The sequence below is a fragment of the Streptomyces sp. HUAS MS02 genome, assembly GCF_055702265.1.
This window is the reverse complement of record NZ_CM146747.1, coordinates 4,603,373-4,620,992: the sequence shown is the minus strand read 5'-3', so window position 1 is coordinate 4,620,992 and position 17,620 is coordinate 4,603,373. Positions and strand designations below refer to the sequence as shown.

Below are 17,620 nucleotides of genomic sequence, written 5' to 3'. Positions count from 1 at the left end.
GCATCTGTCGGCTGTCCGGCCCTGCGTGTATCCGGCGGGTGCCGGGTGCCGGGTGCCGTGGCTCGTCGGCTCGGCACGCCGTACGGCTCTCAGATGTCCCGGCGCTCGATGAGGGCGGTGCACTCCTCGACCAGCCGTCGGGTCGCCCCGTCGGTCAGGGTGAACGGCTGGAGGCGCAGCGCGACGCCGCCCAGCCAGCCCGTCAGATCCTCCGCGAGTGCCGCACCCTCGGGATCGGCCTCGCACGCGGCGATCAGGGCGAGCAGCAGCCGCGCCCAGGTGCCGCCGAACTCGTGGAACCGGGAGCGCATGAGCGTGGCCTGGCCCCGGGAGGCCGCGGCGAACAGGCAGTGCGCCTGGAGTCCGAGGACACCGGCCGCGTCCGCGTTGTCGGAGCCCGGGGCGCGCAGCAGACCGAGGGCGGCCTCGGCGAACAGGGTCGCCAGGACGGGGGCGGTCTGCGGCTCGCAGCGCAGGGACGGCGTCACGGTCGTGGCCCCGGCCGACGGGTCGAACGCGAGGTCGCGCAGGATCGACGGCACCGCGTCCTCCCCGAGGACACGGGTCGCGGCGGCGACCGCCGCCGAGTACGACGCGATCGGGCGCCTGCCGCCGTGCTCCGGACTCCGGCCGGTCAGCACCTGCCACTCCCGGGTGGCGTCGGCCTCTGCGGCGGGATCGATGCTCCGGGCCTCCCGGATGAGCTCGTTGCCCTCGGCCGTACGGCCCGCGACCCGCAGATCGAGGCCGTGGCGGGTGAGGGCGGAAGCCAGATGGGTGCGGTCGTTCGGGCTGTCCGACTGGGCCAGGCCACGTGCGGCCTGCACGTGGGCGGTCCCGGCTCCGATGGCGATCGAGAGCCTGCCCTGCTCGGTGTGGATCCGGGCCGCGATGCCGGCGGCCTCCCGCAGATACTGCGCGTGCGTGACGGCCTCGGCGAGGGGGCCGCTGTTGATCGACTCGGCCTTGGCCAGGTAGTACCGGACGGCCCAGTCCGCCGAGCAGACGGCGAGGTCCCGGTCGCCGAAGCTGTACAGCACGCCCGCGTTCAGGCTCAGCACACGGGCGAGGTCGAGATGGTGAGGGCTGTCCGTGGCGTCGGCGCCGAGGCCCAGATACGTCATGACCGCCTCGTCCGACTCGACGAGGGCGGACGCCCCGTGCCCCAGCACGCTGAACGCGTGCGCCTTGCGCGCGTGGACGTCGGCGAGGAGCGGCACCATGTCGGACGCGGTGTACCAGCCGGAGGCGGTGTCCCCGCCGGACGGCGCGCGCTCGCCGGATGGGGTGTCCCCGCCGGACGGCGCGTTCCCGCCAGACGTGGCGTTCCCGCCAAGTCCGGCCGGCTGCCGGGCGAGTTCCTCGTAGAGGGTCGCGCACTCCGTGAGGGCGTCGAGGGCCTGTCCCGGTTCGTTCGCACTGGTCAGCGTGGAGCCCAGGCCGTACAGCACACTGCCGAGCATCGCCTTGGCCGCGTGGTCCGTCGGGTGCCGCTCGATCAGGTCGTACATCAGCCGCCGGGCCTCCTGCTGCAGCGGCACGCCCTCGTCGGGCCGCCCGCTGAGCATCAGCACCTGAGCCTCGGTGAACAGCTCGCCCACGCGGCGTCTGAGTCCCGCGTCGGCGTCCTCGCCCGCCTCGTCCGCGTCCCGCGTGGGGTCGGGCCCCGGCTGCGCACCGCCCGCGGGGGCATCGGACTTCGGCCGACGACGCCACTTCATACGCCCTCCCCCAGCCCGGCCCCGAACGGGTCCTCCCCTCCCAATGTCCTTGTAAACAAAGGGAGTTGCTGAGATCTCAGGGGTGTTCGCCGAGAAAGTCGCTCGCGCGCCCCGAACCGGCACGAACCCCTCCGAATCGCGCTGCCCCGCACGTACATCCAAGGCCGTGCCGTGTGCGTCAAACAAGGAAGTCCGTTGCCCGCAAGGGAAGTTCAGGGACGTTCCAGGGAAGCTCACCGTCACCGGAGGACCCGATGCACCGTCGCCTCGTCATCTCGGCCGTCACCACGGCCCTGTGCGCCACCACGCTCCTCGGCACCGCCACGTCCGCCTCCGCCGCGCCCCAGGCCGTCGACTGCCGCAAGGTGAAGTGCGTCGCCCTGACCTTCGACGACGGGCCGGTCAAGGACACCCAGCGGCTGCTGGGCATCCTCAACGACCGTGACGTCAGAGCGACGTTCTACGCCGTCGGCACCAACGTCCAGAAGAACCCGGCGACGGTGCGCGCCGCGGCGCAGGCCGGTCACCAGATAGGCAACCACAGCTGGGACCACGCGAACCTGACCAAGCTCAGCGCCGCGAAGGTCAAGTCGCAGCTCTCCCGCACGGACACGGCGATCAAGCAGGCGACCGGCAAGAAGCCCACCACCTTCCGCGCCCCCTACGGCGCCCACAACGCGACCGTGCGCTCGGCCGCCGGGCGCCCGCTGGTGCACTGGAGCGTCGACACCCTCGACTGGAAGTACAAGGACACGGCCCGGCTCGTGAAGTACGTCAACGCCGAGACCAGGCCCGGCGACATCGTCCTCATGCACGACATCCACCGGACGACGGTCGACGCGGTGCCGGGCATCATCAAGGCCCTCAAGGCCCGCGGCTTCCACTTCGTCACGGTCGACCAGCTCTTCGCCCCGACCAAGCTCCCCGTCGGCAAGGTCACTTACCACAACCGCGCGGCCTACCGCCCCTGACCAGCGCCTCCACGGGCACGGCCGCAAACGGCAGTTGGGGTGGGTGCGCTTCACCCGCCCCACCCACCCCACACGTCTCTGCAACCATTCGTGTTCGTTCCGTTGACACCCCGCACATACCCTCCTAATGTCTCGCCAGCATTCCGACCATGTGACGAGATTTCGAACGGTTGAAAGGCACGTGCCCGCGTATCACCGGAAGAAGCAGCACCCACGTGGTCGGAGCGGCGAGACGCGGCCCGACCCCGTGCGGCGGCGCGCGCTCCGGCGGCGGGGTCGGAACAGCCGCTGTGTGGCGAGCCCTCGACGACCCGGCCGGCCTCCCCTGGCCCGCCCGGCCGTGGAGCGGATGTTCTCCGGGGCCACCCGCTCCGCTCCGCCGCCCTCCCGCGGTCGTCCGGCGCGCCGTCACCCTGCCCCCCACGACGACCAGAACGGGACATGACCACCATGCGCAACCGAAGAGCCGTCCTCGCAGCCCTCGCGGGAGCGACCTCCCTCGCTCTCACCGTGTCCGCCTGCGGCGGCGAGGCCGGCGAGGCCGCTTCCGGGGGCGGCACGATCGGTATCGCCATGCCGACCCGGGCCTCCGAGCGCTGGCTCACCGACGGCAAGAGCGTCGTGGAGGATCTGGAGACCAAGGGGTACAAGACCAGACTGGTCTACGGCGACGACGACCCGAAGGCCCAGGTGTCGCAGATCGAGAAGCTGGTCGAGCAGCGCGTCGACGCCCTCATCGTCGCGGCCATCGACAACAAGTCCCTGGGCGGTGTGCTCAAGAAGGCCGCCGCCGCGGAGATCCCGGTGATCTCCTACGACCGGCTCATCCTCGGCACCAAGGACGTCGACTACTACGTCTCCTTCGACAACGAGCAGGTCGGCCGGCTCCAGGCCCGGCACATCATCGACAAGCTCGGCCTCGACGAGGGCAAGGGCCCGTTCAACATCGAGCTGTTCGCCGGTTCCCCCGACGACAACAACACCAAGTACTTCTACGACGGCGCGATGCACCTCCTCCAGCCGTACCTGGACAACAAGCAGTTGGTGGTCCGGTCCGGCCAGACCGAGCTGGACCGGATCACCACGCTGCGCTGGGACGGGCCGACCGCGCAGAAGCGCATGACCAAGCTGCTCGCCGAGTCGTACGGGACCGAGAAGGTCGACGCGGTGCTCTCGCCGTACGACGGCATCTCCATCGGCGTCCTGAACGCCCTGAAGGCGGACGGTTACGGCACCGCCGGCAACCCCGTCCCCGTCATCACCGGTCAGGACGCCGAACTGGCCTCGGTGAAGTCGATCGTCGCGGGCGAGCAGTCGCAGACCGTCTACAAGGATCTCCGCCAACTCGCCGAGGTCGCCGCGAAGATGGCCGACGACATCCTCAGGGGCGAGACACCGGAGCTCAACAACAGGCGCGCCTACAAGAACGGCGTCAAGGCCGTGCCCGCGTATCTGCTCCAGCCGATCAGCGTCGACAAGTCCAACTACGAGTACGTCCTGCTCGGCAGCGACTACTACACGGCCGAAGACCTGAAGTGATCCGGACCGGGAGTGATGTGGGCCGGGCGTGATCCGGACCGGGGTGATCCGGTGTGGGCCGGGTCACTTCCGGGCGTCGATGACTTCTCCTGTCCCCGCCGGTCATGACCTACGACGACCGCAGGACACATCGCACATCACACATCACCTGCGAAGACCCGCAGGACAGGAGAGGACACGACCGCCATGACCGCACCCGTGAAGGGCCCCGCGAGCTACTTTCCCTCGATCGAGAAGAAGTACGGCCGTCCGATCGCGGAGTGGAAGGACCTGATCCGGTCCTCGCCGCTGACCAGGCACATGGAACTCGTCGCCTGGCTCAAGAGCGAGCACGGTCTCGGGCACGGCCACGCCAACGCGCTCGTGGCCCACACGCTCGCGGAACGGGCGGAGGGCTGAACGGGTCGCCCCTGCCGTCGCGTTGCCGTCAGGGGCCGGTCGTTCCTTCCAGGAAGGGGCCGGTCGTTCCTTCCAGGAAGGGGCCGGTCGTTCCTTCCGGGACGGGGCCGGTCGCCGCTTTCAGGACGGCCAGGAGTTCGCGCATGGCGGCGAGGCCGGCTCTGGCCTGCCGCGCGGCGCCGTCGAGGTCGTCACGTTCGGCGTGTGCCACCACCTCGTGCGCGTGGTGGAGCACGGCCTGACGCAACTCGGCGGCGATCCGCTGCCGCTCCTCGTGCGCCTCGGCGACGGCGGACCACACCACCGCCGTCAACGCGCTGTCCTCACGCCGGGTGACGCGCTCGCGCCGCCTGCGGACGAACACGCCCGAGCCCCAGACGCCGGCCGCCAACAGGGCCAGGGGCACCGCGAGGACGACGGCGAGGAAGACGCCGAACCAGAGCCCGAGGCCGTCCGCCCCGGTCGTGTCGAAGCCGTCCAGCGCGTCCAGCGCGACCGTCGTCGTCGCGAGACCGGTGGCCACCGGTCCGATCGCCGGCCAGGTGCGGCCGGGGGGTCCCGCGAAGGCCGCGACCGCGTGCAGGGCGACACCGTCCGCGCAGACCCCCGCCACGGTCAGCGCCCAGGCCACGTCCGCCGGCAGCAGCCCGAGCGCGAGGCAGGCCGCCGGGATCCAGGCGGCGGCCAGCACGAGGAGAAGAACGGTCCACGGGGCCCGGCGCCGCCAAAGCAGGGGCAGCGCGTGGAGGACGGCGGGCAGGCAGGCCACGGCGGTGGCGGCGGGCCGCTCGATGAGGACGGCGACGACGGGCAGCGCCGCGAGGGCCAGTACGGTCGCCGCGTCGGTCCAACTCCACTGCGGCAGGACCGAGGTGACACCCGCGCCGGTCGGGGGACGCGGCAGCCGGGCCCGCACCGACCACCCCGGAGCGTCCGCGCGGGGGCCCGCCACGAGGGTCCCGCCGAGCCCGACGGCCCGATCCCGCATCCCGGCGGTACCGCGCCCGGCTCCCAGCCCTCGCGCCGCCGCGGCGACCACGCCGGGGGTGCGGATGGGGGTGGTGGGGGCGGCGGTGGAGGTGGAGGCCGCGGGCGTACCGTCAGGTGTGGCCGGGGCGGGAGGCGTCGGAGTGGTGACGGTCGGTGAGGTGTCGGTCGGTGGTGGGGGTGTGCCGTCGTCCTCCACCAGGACGTCCAGTGTTCCGGCGTCGTCGCGGATCACCACGCGTACCGTCGCGCCGGGGGCGTAGCGCGGCGTGTTGGTGAGGGCCTCGCGGGCGATGCCGAAGGCGGCCTCGGCGGGCGGCCCCGTCAGGTCGGCCGCGCCGGCGGCGATGCTCACGTCGACGCGCTGGCCCAGGCGCACGCATCCCGCCACGAGTTCGGCGACGCGCTCCGCGAGGGGGCTCTCCTCGTCGGCCGCCGAGGTCCGCATCACCGTGACGAGCCGGTTCAGCGCGGCGACGGTCTCGCGCCCGGCCTCCGCCGCCAACCGCAGTGCGTCGGCGGTCAGTTGCGGGTTGCGGTCGCCGACGTGACGGGCGGCGTTCGCGGTGACCACGACGGAGGTGAGGTGGTGCGCGCTGACATCGTGCAGTTCACGGGCGAGCCGGTGGCGTTCCGTGGTGGCCGCGGTGACGCGTACGGCCTCGGCCCGCGCCAGTTCCCGTTCGGCGGCCCGCCGTCCGGCGAGCCAGCGGCGGCGGCTGCGGCCGACGCCCACCGTTCCCGCGTAGACCACGACACTGGCCAGCGCCTCGCCGCCCACGTCCACCGGGGAGTCGTACAGCAGCAGGGCCCTGACCGTTCCCGAGGCGACCAGTGCGGACGCGACGAGGACGGCGGTGCGGGCCGGGCGCCGTACGGCTACCGAGTACAGCGCGATCACGCCTGCCACGGCGGCGGCGATCAGTGCGCGGTCCGGTAGGGCGAGCCCGGCGGTCAGCAGGGCTTCGATGGTGAGCGCGGCGGCGACGGGGAAGCGCCGGCGTACCCCCAGAACGGCGGTGGCCGCCACGGTCACGGCCGGGCCGACGGCCAGCGGCACCGCCTCCACCGTCTCGCCGCGCGCGAGTGCGAGCCCGGGCCAGGCGGACAGCTGCGCGACCGCCAGAAGTGCGGGCAGCAGCCAGTTCCGTAGGTGCCCCATGATGCGGTCGATCATACTTTCGGCTCGCTGGCGGGGCGGTGCCTATCCCAGGTTGGAGGCGGGGGTCCTGCCCACGGCCGACGTGGAGCCGACCGCCGCCGGGGATGCTTCTCTGTATGGCGACGAGGCACACCTTCGACAACGACGACGATCCGCGACAACTGCCCACCGGGGAGGGCGCTGTGCCGGAGTACGGCAGTCCGGCCGCGGAGGCGAGCCCGGCCGCGGAGTCGAGCCCGGCCGCAGGTGGGGGGTCGGCCGCGGGCGGGAGCTCGACTGCGGGCGCGGGATCGACCGCGTGGGGGAGTATGCCGTCGTACGGGGGCTTCGTCGCGCGGGAGAGCCTGGTCGGCCACGGGGGCTCCGCCGCCGAGGCGAGCCCGCCCGGGTACGGGAGCCTGTCCGCGCCGCCCGGGCATCCTGCCGGGCCCGGCAATCCTGCCGCGCCCGGGACCCCGTCGCCGCACGGCAACCCCCACCCGTACCCCCACCCCGACTCCCACCTCAACCCCCATCACACCCTGCCCTGGTATCCGCCCCCGGTCCCCGCGCCGCCCGGCCCGCCCCTCCCCTACCACCGGATGGCCTTGGCGGCCGGTGCGAGTGGGTGGTGGCGGCCCTTGCTGGGGACCGTTGTCGTGCTCTTTGGTGCGGTCCTCGCCGCCTTCGCCGTGCTCGCCGGTTCCGAGATCGCCGGAGTGGTCCTCGACCGTCCCCGTGACGCCGACGGCAACGTCCTGTGGGGCGGGATCGGCGACACCGCCCTGGCCCTGCTCTCCCTCGCCCTGTGCATCCCCGTGGTGCTGCTGGCCGCCCGGTGGACCCAGCGCCGCCCGGTCGGCACGGTCTCGTCGGTGACGGGCGCCCTGCGGTGGCGCTGGCTGGGGCTGTGCCTCGCGATCGCGCTCCCCGTGTCCGCCGCCATCCTGGGCATATCCCTGCTCCTGCCCGACCCCGAGGGCGGCGGTCAGGAGATGACCTGGGCCGGGCTGTCCCCGTTCCTGCTCGGCCTCGCGGTCGTCTGCCTGCTCGTACCGTTCCAGGCGGCGGCCGAGGAGTACGTCTTCCGTGGCTGGCTCTCCCAGGCGGTCGGAGCCTGGTTCCGCTCACCGTGGGTCGCGGTCGCACCGCAGGCGGTGCTCTTCGCCGCCGCGCACGGCTGGGGGACACCCTGGGGCTTCGTCGACCTGGTGGTGTTCGGCCTCGTCGCGGGCCTGCTGACCGTCCGCACGGGCGGCCTCGAAGCGGCGATCGCCCTGCACGTGCTCAACAACCTGCTCGCCATGGGCTTCATGGCCGCGTTCGCCGGGGGCCTCGCGACGGACGAGACGGCCGCCGACATGGGCGGGCTGATGCTGGCCGTCGACGTCCCGTTGGTCGTCCTCTACGCCGTCGTCGTCCTGTATCTGGCCCGCCGCCGAGGCACGACGACCCACGCTCCGCACGCCGCCAACGGTCACGGTCCCCACCCGGCCCACAGTCCTCACCCGGTCCATGGCCTTCACCCGGCCTACGGTCCCCACCCGGCCTACGGCCCTCACCCTGCCCACAGTCTTCACCCTGCCCACGGTCTTCACCCCGCCGAGGGCGGGTACCCGGCGCCGTGCGCGACGACCGCGTCCGAGAGGACCCCGACCCCCTGAGCGTCAGGCGTCTCCGATCCGCAGTGAGGGGCGACGGCATGCAGACCTTCCTCCCCTATCCCGACTTCCGTGCCTCGGCGCTGGTCCTGGACCGGCGCCGGCTCGGCAAACAGCGGGTCGAGGCGCTGCAGGTGCTGCGCGGCCTCATCGTGCCGGGGTACGGGTGGCGCCGGCATCCGGCCGTCCGCATGTGGGCGGGGTACGAGGAGGCGCTGGTCCGCTACGGCCTGGAGGTCTGCGAGGTGTGGAGCGAGCAGGGGCACCAGGACAGCTGCGCGGCCACCCTGGTCGCCGACTTCACCGCGTTCCGCCCCGGCGCACGGAACCGCTACCAGCGACGACTGGCCGCCGCCGGGGAACTCCCGCCCTGGCTCGGCGACGACGACTTCCACCGCAGCCACCGCTCGGCGCTGCTGCGCAAGGACCCGGACCTCTACACCCCGGCCTTCCCCGACGAGCCGGACGATCTGCCGTACGTCTGGCCGGCCTCGGACCGCGAGACCCCTCCGCCCGCCGACGGGAGCCCCGGCGCCGCCGCGTAGGGACTGATATGGCGGGCGGACGGAGCGAACCCGCCGGGCGGGCGTGGCGCTAGCCCTGCCGAGGGGCCACCCACAGGGCCGAGGAAACGCCGCAGAGGTCTCCCTCGGCCGTGGCCAGGGCGGCGCCCACCCGGTGCTTGCGTCCTTCCTCCGCGACGACCCACGCGTACGACACCAGCCGCGAGGCGATCGGCACCGGCCGCAGCAGCCGGGCGGCGAGCGAGGCGGTCACCGCGCCCTCGGGCATGGTCCCGAGCAGCCGGCCCGCCGCGTTCCCCGGGCAGTCCAGCGCGCCCCACACCAACTCCGCCGGCAGCATCCCGTCGGCGTCCGCGAGCGCGGTCCCGGGCGTCCAGGCGGTGGCCACCACCTCCCGCCCGGCGACGCCTCCGCAGTGCAGTCGGAGCCCGGTGTCGGGCGTACGGTCGAGCCCGCATCCGAAGCAGTCCACGGACCCCGTCGGGGGCGCCGCGCGATAGGCCTCGGCCGCCGTGGTCGCCTCCGCCCAGGAAGGCGGTGCGGGTACGCCGAGCGCCGCGAGGTCCTCGTCGTCGGGCACGGCCACCGCGAGGTCCCCGTCCGCACCGGTCAGCACGGCCCCGCCGTCGGCGGTCCGCGCGAGCCCCACCGGCATCTCGACGGGCGTCGGCCGCCGGAAGTCCACCCGCACGGCCCCGGCCTCCGCACGGCGGGCCAGCACCCCCGCCACGTACCCGCCGAACGCCACTCCGGGATAGCCCCGCAGCAGGTCGGGCACCGTGATCGTCTCGATGTCGCTCATGCCGCCACTCCACCACACACCCACCGTCGACGACCGTCGGAGCGCCTCCCACAGTCATGGGCGACGACCGGACGACGTCCGCACGGGCCGCCCGACGCGCGCCGCGCCCGGGGTGCGGCCATGCCCCGTGTGCGGCCCTGCCCCGTATCCCGCCGGGCCCCGCCCTGTCTCCCCGGTGTCCCGAACGGACGCCTACCCGGAGCGGAACATCGGTTCCCGTCGCAGGGGCGACCCGCTGCCGGACAGCAGTCCATGGGCCAGCGGTGTCGCCGAGTGCTCGACCCGTTTGCCGGCCCGGCGGCTGACGATCAGTCCCGCCCCGCGCAGGACCCCGATCTGATAGCTCGCACTGGCCGGTGCCAGCCGGAGCGCCCGGGCCACGTCGGCCGTCGTGCGCGTGCGGTGACCGGCCACCTCGGCGAGGACCGCGCTCCTCGTCCGGCCCAACAGGCGTTCCAGCCCTTCCTCGCCGGTGAGCGCGTGGTCGAACGGCTGCTTCGCGACCGGGTAGACGAGGACCGGATCGAGGCCGGGGTCGGCCAGCGCCGTGGGCCTTCGCCAGCAGAAGTACGACGGCACGAGCGTCAGTCCGCGTCCCTCCAGGCGCAGTTCCCGCTCGACGGGATAGTCGACGTCCAGATACGGAGGGTTCCACCGGGCGAACGGGTGCAGCCCCGCGAGGAGAGCCCCGGTGCCTCCGCCGAGCGCGGCCCGGGCGCGGACGGCGACGTCGTCGCCCACCGCCGAGCGCACCTGCCGCCAGTACGGTTCCAGCAGCACCCGGAAGGAGTCCCGCAGGGCGTCGGCGGTCATCAGCAGGGTGGAGGTGTGCCGTTCGTGCGGGCCTCGCACCCATGCCGGCAGCGGCAACGGCCGCGACGCGGCGAGCTGGGCGAGTTCGGCCACCAGCCGTTCACGGGGGGTGGCGCGGACCCTGTCGAGCGCCGCGTCCAGGTTCTCACCGGTGACCGGAGGCGTCAGGAAGTCGGGGATGTATCCGGTGGCCGGAATGAGGGTGCGCAGCGTACGCAGGGCGGTGTCGGCGCGGCTGTCCCGCGACAGCAGGTGGGTGGACCGCTGACGCCAGTGCCCGAACTCCAACGGCCCCTCGTCCGTCTGTAGACGACAGACGGCACACATCAACTCCCAGAGGGGATCAGGCTGTTGAACCAGACGTACGTTCTCCAGGTCGCGCCAGCCGAAGTGGATGCGAAGCACATGGCTCCTCGCCGCTCGTGTCCCGGGAACAACTCCTGTGATCGTGACGCAGATGATCGGTACGGAGAAGTCGAGAATGAGAAGAGGATCGGATTCGCGTCGATAGCCTTTTCTCCATGAGCCCTGGTCGCGGCATTGGTGGGGTGCGAGAACCGAGCCTGCACCAGCTCCGGCTCTTCCTCGTTCTCGCCGAGGAGCTCCACTTCGGACGGGCCGCGGCACGCGTCTACGTCACCCAGCCCGCGTTCAGCCAGCAGATCAGGTCGCTGGAACAGCGGCTCGGTGTCACCCTCGTCGCACGCGGCGGGCGGGGCACACGGCTCACGCCGGCCGGCCGGGCACTCGCCGAGGAGGCGCGGGCGGTGGTCGACGCCATGGCCCGATTACGGCGGACCGCGGACTGCCACGCCGGAACGGCGCGCGGGCGTCTGCTGATCGGCAGCCTCGGCGCGGAAGCGGCCATGCCGCACGCGCACGCCGTCCTCGCCCATCTCCGTGAACTCCACCCCGACCTGGAGATCGAGGTCCGCAACCTGACCTTCGTCGACATGTTCGGTGCCCTGCTCGCCGGGGAGGTCGACGCCGCGTTCCTGCGTGGCCCGCTGCCCGGCGGGATCCAGTCCCTGCGTCTGGCCACCGAGACCCGGGTGGTCTGCCTGCCCGCCGACGACCCCCTCGCGGGCCGGGAGACCGTCACCCTGGCCGACCTCGCCGACCGCACGGTGGTCGACATGCCCCCGGAGGTGCCCCGCGCGTGGTGGGACCACCTCACCGTCAACCCGCGTCCCGACGGCACGCCCGTCCGCTACGGCCCCGTCATCAGGGACACCGAGGCCATGGTCTTCGCCGTCACCCAGAAACAGGCGATCGCCTTCCTGCCCTCCGCGGCCCGCCACCTCTATCCGCGCACCGGCGTCACCTACGTCCACTGCCCCGAGCTGGGTGTGTCCACGGCCGAACTCGCCTGGCTCCCCGACCACCGCGACGAACCGACCGTGACCGCCCTGCGCGAGGCGGCCCACCACGTCCTTCGCCAGGCTCACCCCGCCCAGCTCTGATCAGGGCCCGTCCCGTCCCGGCGGCTTCCCGGCCACTTGGCCGGAAGGGGACCCATGTTTTCGACGAGCATCGAAAACATGGCGGTGGAGACGGCCACCGCCGCACGATGTGCTGAAGCAGCGGCTCGACCGGCCGCCGCGGCGTTCGGAGGGGGAACCGGCTGTCATGGCCGGGCACCGGACGAGACGGGTGTGATCATCGCCGTCGCGACGGGGCTTCTCCCTCACCTCTCGTGAAGGGTGCCATCGGCCTGGCGACTCCGGCGCCGGCCCTGTCGGCCGAGCCCGGCCGTGGCGCTCCACCTCTTCCGATCACCACTCGTCGATCCAGGAGGATCACCATGACCTACACCGTGACCGCCGACATCCGGACCACCATCGAGGCCGGGACGTCCGCCGAGGAGGAACTCGACCTCGTCATCGGCGAACTGGAGCAGGACATCCCCCAGCGTACGAAGGCGGCCGCCAGCACGTGTGTCCGCTGGTACTGCCTCTGACCAAAGCCACGGCCGAACCACATCACCGGCCATCGCGCAGGTGCCGCTCGGCTGTCGGCGGGCGGCACCGTTCAGGGGGAGGCACACCAACCGTGATCGACGTGCTGTGGGACGCGGCCCCGGCCATGCCGGACGTGGCACCGGCCACCGGCCCGCGGCTCGCGGGTCCGCACGGCTCGGCCGCCGGTCCGCGCCCCGCGCGCTCGCTCGCCTCGGCCGCCGCCCGGAAGGTCGTGGCGGCGGTGAGGGCGGGTACGGCGGGCCGGTTGTTCCCTCCGGTGCTGCGGCTCGCCGACGACGGTCTGCTCGTACACGACCGCTTCCTGGCCGGCGACGGCGACGCGGACGTCCTGGCGGCGGCCCTCGCCTCCCCTCGGTTCGCCCCCGTCGTCGCGGTGCTGGACGCCCTGGACGCCTGGTGCGGGCACGCCACTTCCCGGTACGGCACCCTGCTCGCCCCCGGTCTGCTCGACGTGACCGACGGCGCCCTCTTCGGACCGCTCGTGGCCGAGGCGTTCACCGCCTGTGCCGCCGGCGTCCCCTACGCGGCCGACGAGCAGCACACCCACTGGACGACGTTCCTGGACCGGTTCCTGGAGCGGGTGAGCCGGGACGTCACCGGGCCCTGGTTCGACCGGCCCGCGCTGCGTCCGCCCCTGACGGGCATCGAGGCCCAGGGCGGGGAGACGCACAACGGCCGCGGCAGGATCCTGCGGGTGAGCCTGAGCGGCGGTGGCGTCGTCGCGTACAAGCCCCGCCCGGTGGACGGCGAACTGCTCTTCCTCGCCCCCGAGGACTCCGTGTTCGCCCTCCTCAACTCCCTGCCGCCCGTCACGGGACCGGTCGTCCTGCCCGTCCTGCGCTGTACGGCGGGCAGCGGCCCCGACGGACGGGACTACACCTGGCAGGAGTGGATCGAGCCGCCCCCGCAGTGGGGCCCGATCCGCTCGGCGCCCGGAAGACGGCTCGACGGGACCCGGCTCGGCCGGCGCCGCGCGGAACTCCTCTGGCACCGGGCGGGATCCCTCGCCGCCGTCGCGTTCCGCTTCGGCATCGCCGACCTGGCCGAGGGCAACATCCTCGCCGGGACCCGTTCCGACCAGCCGGAACCCCTCCTCTACCCGGTCGACCTGGAGATCTTCCTCGCGCCGCTGCCACGCCTCTACGACACCGGCCTCGTCGCCGACACCGAAGCCGGGGACCACCACCACCCGGGGCTGGAGGACCAGCCGCGCTGGTGCACCCTGGACGGACCGGTCGCCCACTTCACCGAACTCCCCGACGGCGGCCTGCGGTTGGTGCGCCGAAGCCGGCCCTGCGCGCGCGACCGGACCCGCACGGTCGTCGCGGACACCCTGGGGCGCACCGGATACGGGCCCTACCTCCCGGAGTTCCTGCGCGGGATGTTCGACGCCTGGACCCTCATGTCCCGTCACCACGACGTCATCCGGTCCTTCCTGGTCCGCGCCGGACGTGAGCGGCACGTCCGTGTCCTGCTGAAGCCGACGGCCGCCTACACCGAGGTGCTCGCCGACCGCGTCACCACGACGACACCGGGTCCCGCCGACACCGTCTTCGGCCCGGAGGAGACGGCTCAGCTCGACGTGCTGGACGCCCCCTATTTCTTCCGCTCCGCCGAGGGCGGGCCACTGCTGCGCACCGGACCGGCCCCCACTCCCGTACCGGGGCCCCCGCACCCGGACTGGCCGCCGTCGGCCACTGTCCGCGACGACCGCGGCCGCGACCTGGCCGGCCTCGGCGTGGCCCTGCGGGACGCCGTGGAGTACGTGTACGACACCGTCGGGCCCGGTGACCTCCACGGGGACGGCGTCCACGTCCGGCTCACCGACCGGAACTCCGGCGAGGTCGCCTTCGACCGGCCGCAGGCCGGGCGCCGGATCGTCTACACCTGGGACCGCGACACGACGAGGATCCGCCCGGAACCGCAGGCGCGGCCCGCCCCCGCGCTCGACGTGCGGCCCGCCCCCGGACCCGACGTGCGGCCCGCCCCCGCACTGGATGTGCGGCGGCGCCTGCTGGCGATCGACCGGGTGGACGCGGCCCTGCGCGCCCGCTGGACCGACTCCCGCTTCGGCGACGAGGAGACCGGGGAGAGACTGCGCGCCCTGACCGCCGCGGCCGTCCGCTGGCTGGAGGACGTCGTGCGACGGCACGGTTGGCCGGGCAGGGCCCTCGTCGGCCCGGCGGCGGCGGCCGCGGCCTGCCGGCTCCTCCAGCACGCCGAGGGGCCGGCGGACTTCCAGTACGAGTGCCTCGGGCTCATCGAACAGGCCGCCCGCGACGGGGATCTGCCCTGGCGTCAGGTGGCGTACGTGACCGACGCGCTGCGGGTCCGGGAAGGCCGGCCGCAGCTGTACGGGACCAAGTTCCGCATGCGGGAAGGGAAGCTGGAGCCGTGCCCCATCGAACAGCCCGAGCAGGTGGACGAACGTCGTCGCCGTCTGAGGATGGAGCCGCTCGCCCGGTACGCCGGCCGGCTGCACCGCCGGTACCAGCCGCACACCGGGTGACCGGGACCGCGTGGGACCTCTTCGCCGCCCGCCACTGGGAGCGGACACCGGTGGTGGTGCCCGCGCCGGGCGGGCCGCTCACCGTCGACGCCGACCGCGCCTACACGACGATGGTCGAGGCCGCGCGACCGTTCCGCGCCGGGACCCGTTTCCAGGCCCTGCCCGATGTCCGCTTCCACGTCGAGGACGGCCGGATCCGGGCCCCGGGCGACCTGCTGCCCGGGCCGGAGGACACGACCGCCGAGCGGTACGCCGAGCGCCTCGACCAGCGGATGGCGGGACGCGGCCGGCTGCTCGTGGTGGAGCAGGGACTCATGCTCGACCGGCCGTTGTGGGCGGGGGTGCGCTCCCTGGTCACGCCCCTGTGGGAGCGGGTCGGCTTTCCCGTCCTGCCCGTCGTCGCCGAACTCGTCCTCGGCGAGGGCATCGCGGAGAGCCAAGGCTCCCCGCACTCCGCCCTGGTCTGGGTGCTGCGCGGCAGCCTGACGGCCACGCCCCGGGGCTCCGGGGCCGCCCTCGACGCGGAAGCGGGCGACCTGCTCCACTGGCCGGCCGACCGGCCGCACACCCTGACCTTCGGTCCCCGCACCATGGCCCTGCGGCTCCTGGTGCCCCGCGACCCCCGACTGGCGACGGCGGAGGTCACGGGCGTCGTGGCCGGTCTGGTGCACGCGCGGCGCGGCCAGGAGCGCGTCCCCTACCTGCCGTACCCGCCCGACGGCCCGACCCCGCCCGACGTGCCCGAACTGGCGAGTACGGCGGAGCTGGTGCGCGAGGTGACGGCGACGCCACGGCTCGGGCGGCTGCTGAGCGCCGTGTGGGCGCGCAGGGTCAGCGCCGCCGGTCTGGAACCCGCCCCGGACGCGCGGCCACCCGTACGCCTCTCCCCGGACGACCGCCTGCGGCCCGCGTCCGCCGTCGTCCGGATGCCCCTCGACGACGGGCAGACATGGCTCTGGGCGGTCGACGGCCACGCCTTCTCGCTCCGCGGCACCCTCGGCGAACGCGTCCTGGACCGCCTGCGGCAGGGCGACACCCCCACGGTCCGCGAGCTGTGCGCCGTGGCGGGCCCCGGCCACGACGAGGCCGTCGTGGCCCTGCTGGAGAAGCTGTACACGCTGCGGGGCGTCGACATGGACGACGTGGACACGGACACGGACACGGACACGGACACGGACGTGTACGTGGCCGGACGGGAGAGCGGCAGGTGAGCACCTCGGTGGCGGCGGCGGTGGCGGTGGAGACGGAGTTCGACTGGACGACCTTCGTGGAGCGGTACTGGGACCGGTCGCCCGTGCTGTTCCGTGGTCTGTCGCCCGCCCCCTTCGAGGTGTCGGAGGTGTTCCGGGCGGCCGTGCACGCAGGCCCGTGCGCGGGACCGGAGGAACGGGTGCCGCCGCACGCGCAGTTGACGGTCGAGCGGGTCCAGCGCGACACGGCCGACGGCCTGTTGCCGACCGCCGCCGACGGTGGCTTCGACGGATACGACACCCGGCTGGCTGCCCGTCTCGGCGGCTCGCGGTACGCCCTCGTCGTCAACGACTTCCACGCGTTCGACGCCGCCCTGTGGTCGCGTGAGCGCGCCTTCTACGCCGGCCTGTGGGAAGCGGTCGGCCTGCCCGTGACCGGTGCCATCACTACCCTGTTCCACGGCACCTACGAGCACAGCCCCGTGGGCGTCCACAAGGACCGCTTCGCCACCTTCATGTTCGGGCTCCGAGGCCGCAAGCGCATGCGGTTCTGGCCGCGCAGGCCGTGGGACGAGGCCGTCTCCACCAAGGTCGACTACACCGGGCACCTGCCCGGGTCCTTCTCCGCCGACGTGGGGCCCGGCGACCTGCTGTACTGGCCCGCCGACTACTACCACGTCGGCGAGAGCGCCACGACGTCCCCCGCGACCAGCGTCAACGTCGGTGTGCCCCGGGACGAGCACCACGCCGGTTACGAGGTGGAGGCCCTCATCGCCGACCTCGACCCGACCCGGCTCACCGGCCGCGGCAGCCTGGACACCCTGCTCCACGTCCCCGAGGCCGAGGCCGGCGCACCGGGCCCCGGCCTGGACGGCCTGCTGTCCCCCGTGCTCCCCGAGGCGCTCGGCGGTGCGGTGCGGGCGCTCGCCGCCTTCGCCCGGCCCGAGCGGACGGGCCCCCGCGTCACCACCGTCTCCCTGCGCCACTGGTCGTCCGGGGGTTTCGCGCCCGCACCGGCCGCCGCCGCGCCGCTTCCCCTCGCCGACGACGACCGCCTGCGGACCGTGCCCGGCGCGCGCGTCCTGTGGGCCCCGGACGGCGACGACGGGACGCTCTGCACGGCCAACGGCCTCCAGACCCGCACCCCCCTCGGGCCCGGTGCCCTGACGGCGGTGACCCGGGCGCTGGCCGGCCCGGACCCGGTGCGGGTGGCCGACGTCCTGTCCCTCGTCCCGCCCGGCACACCACGCGACGACGTCCGCGCCCTGCTGGAGGCCCTGGAGAGCTTCCGAGTACTCCGCCGCGAGCCCTGAGCCGGACCGGACGGCCGACCTGAACTCTGGTGCCGGGTACGTGTCCGGCCGGGGTGAGGCGGGGTGGC

Annotated in this window: 14 protein-coding genes; 10 read left to right on the top strand and 4 right to left on the bottom strand. The window is 73.6% G+C overall.

All coding sequences use genetic code 11. The annotated features are described in order from the left end of the window. Nucleotides 1-89: 89 nt before the first annotated feature. Nucleotides 90-1,721: a tetratricopeptide repeat protein gene (locus ACZ9QC_RS19845; RefSeq protein ID WP_472921345.1), complete on the bottom strand. Its 1,632-nt coding sequence runs from the start codon at nt 1,719-1,721 to the stop codon at nt 90-92. 254 nt (nt 1,722-1,975) lie between these two features. On the opposite strand from ACZ9QC_RS19845, the gene ACZ9QC_RS19840 reads away from it, so the two are divergent. The 3 genes from ACZ9QC_RS19840 (at nt 1,976) to ACZ9QC_RS19830 (ending at nt 4,630) form a co-directional block, all read left to right on the top strand. Beyond that, nucleotides 1,976-2,692, top strand: coding sequence for a polysaccharide deacetylase family protein (locus tag ACZ9QC_RS19840; protein WP_472921344.1), 717 nt, complete (start codon nt 1,976-1,978; stop codon nt 2,690-2,692). Nucleotides 2,693-3,142: 450 nt separating this feature from the next. Further along, nucleotides 3,143-4,231 carry a multiple monosaccharide ABC transporter substrate-binding protein gene (chvE, locus tag ACZ9QC_RS19835; protein WP_472921739.1) on the top strand — a complete coding sequence of 363 codons (1,089 nt, stop codon included), beginning with the start codon at nt 3,143-3,145 and terminating at the stop codon, nt 4,229-4,231. Between the two features lie 186 nt (nt 4,232-4,417). After that, nucleotides 4,418-4,630: a DUF4287 domain-containing protein gene (locus tag ACZ9QC_RS19830; RefSeq protein WP_217180088.1), complete on the top strand. Its 213-nt coding sequence runs from the start codon at nt 4,418-4,420 to the stop codon at nt 4,628-4,630. Nucleotides 4,631-4,658: 28 nt separating this feature from the next. On the opposite strand, the gene ACZ9QC_RS19825 is transcribed toward ACZ9QC_RS19830, so the two are convergent. Then, nucleotides 4,659-6,794, bottom strand: a complete 2,136-nt coding sequence (locus ACZ9QC_RS19825) for a sensor histidine kinase (RefSeq protein ID WP_472921343.1) — start codon at nt 6,792-6,794, stop codon at nt 4,659-4,661. Nucleotides 6,795-6,895: 101 nt separating this feature from the next. Here ACZ9QC_RS19825 and ACZ9QC_RS19820 point away from each other — a divergent pair, with 101 nt between their 5' ends. Beyond that, entirely contained in the window at nt 6,896-8,422 is a 1,527-nt protein-coding gene (locus tag ACZ9QC_RS19820) for a lysostaphin resistance A-like protein (protein ID WP_472921342.1), read from the top strand. Between the two features lie 38 nt (nt 8,423-8,460). Continuing rightward, entirely contained in the window at nt 8,461-8,964 is a 504-nt protein-coding gene (locus tag ACZ9QC_RS19815; protein ID WP_472921341.1) for an MSMEG_6728 family protein, read from the top strand. 49 nt (nt 8,965-9,013) lie between these two features. Here ACZ9QC_RS19815 and ACZ9QC_RS19810 read toward each other — a convergent pair whose 3' ends face one another. Both ACZ9QC_RS19810 and ACZ9QC_RS19805 read right to left on the bottom strand, forming a co-directional pair. After that, complete coding sequence (locus ACZ9QC_RS19810) at nt 9,014-9,745, bottom strand: hypothetical protein (protein ID WP_472921340.1); 732 nt, start codon at nt 9,743-9,745, stop codon at nt 9,014-9,016. A gap of 192 nt (nt 9,746-9,937) precedes the next feature. Beyond that, complete coding sequence (locus ACZ9QC_RS19805; protein WP_472921339.1) at nt 9,938-10,963, bottom strand: winged helix-turn-helix domain-containing protein; 1,026 nt, start codon at nt 10,961-10,963, stop codon at nt 9,938-9,940. 116 nt (nt 10,964-11,079) lie between these two features. On the opposite strand from ACZ9QC_RS19805, the gene ACZ9QC_RS19800 reads away from it, so the two are divergent. From ACZ9QC_RS19800 to ACZ9QC_RS19780, 5 genes are all read left to right on the top strand, one after another. Next, a complete protein-coding gene (locus ACZ9QC_RS19800) occupies nt 11,080-12,021 on the top strand; it encodes a LysR family transcriptional regulator (protein ID WP_472921338.1) in 942 nt (313 codons plus the stop codon). Between the two features lie 341 nt (nt 12,022-12,362). Continuing rightward, nucleotides 12,363-12,518: a hypothetical protein gene (locus tag ACZ9QC_RS19795; protein WP_472921337.1), complete on the top strand. Its 156-nt coding sequence runs from the start codon at nt 12,363-12,365 to the stop codon at nt 12,516-12,518. 92 nt (nt 12,519-12,610) lie between these two features. After that, nucleotides 12,611-15,049, top strand: a complete 2,439-nt coding sequence (locus ACZ9QC_RS19790) for a DUF6624 domain-containing protein (protein WP_472921336.1) — start codon at nt 12,611-12,613, stop codon at nt 15,047-15,049. Continuing rightward, on the top strand, nt 15,046-16,260 hold the full coding sequence (locus ACZ9QC_RS19785) for a cupin domain-containing protein (RefSeq protein ID WP_472921335.1): 1,215 nt from the start codon (nt 15,046-15,048) through the stop codon (nt 16,258-16,260). Before ACZ9QC_RS19790 ends, ACZ9QC_RS19785 begins: the two co-directional genes overlap by 4 nt. Further along, on the top strand, nt 16,257-17,552 hold the full coding sequence (locus ACZ9QC_RS19780; protein ID WP_472921334.1) for a JmjC domain-containing protein: 1,296 nt from the start codon (nt 16,257-16,259) through the stop codon (nt 17,550-17,552). Before ACZ9QC_RS19785 ends, ACZ9QC_RS19780 begins: the two co-directional genes overlap by 4 nt. Nucleotides 17,553-17,620: the final 68 nt, after the last annotated feature.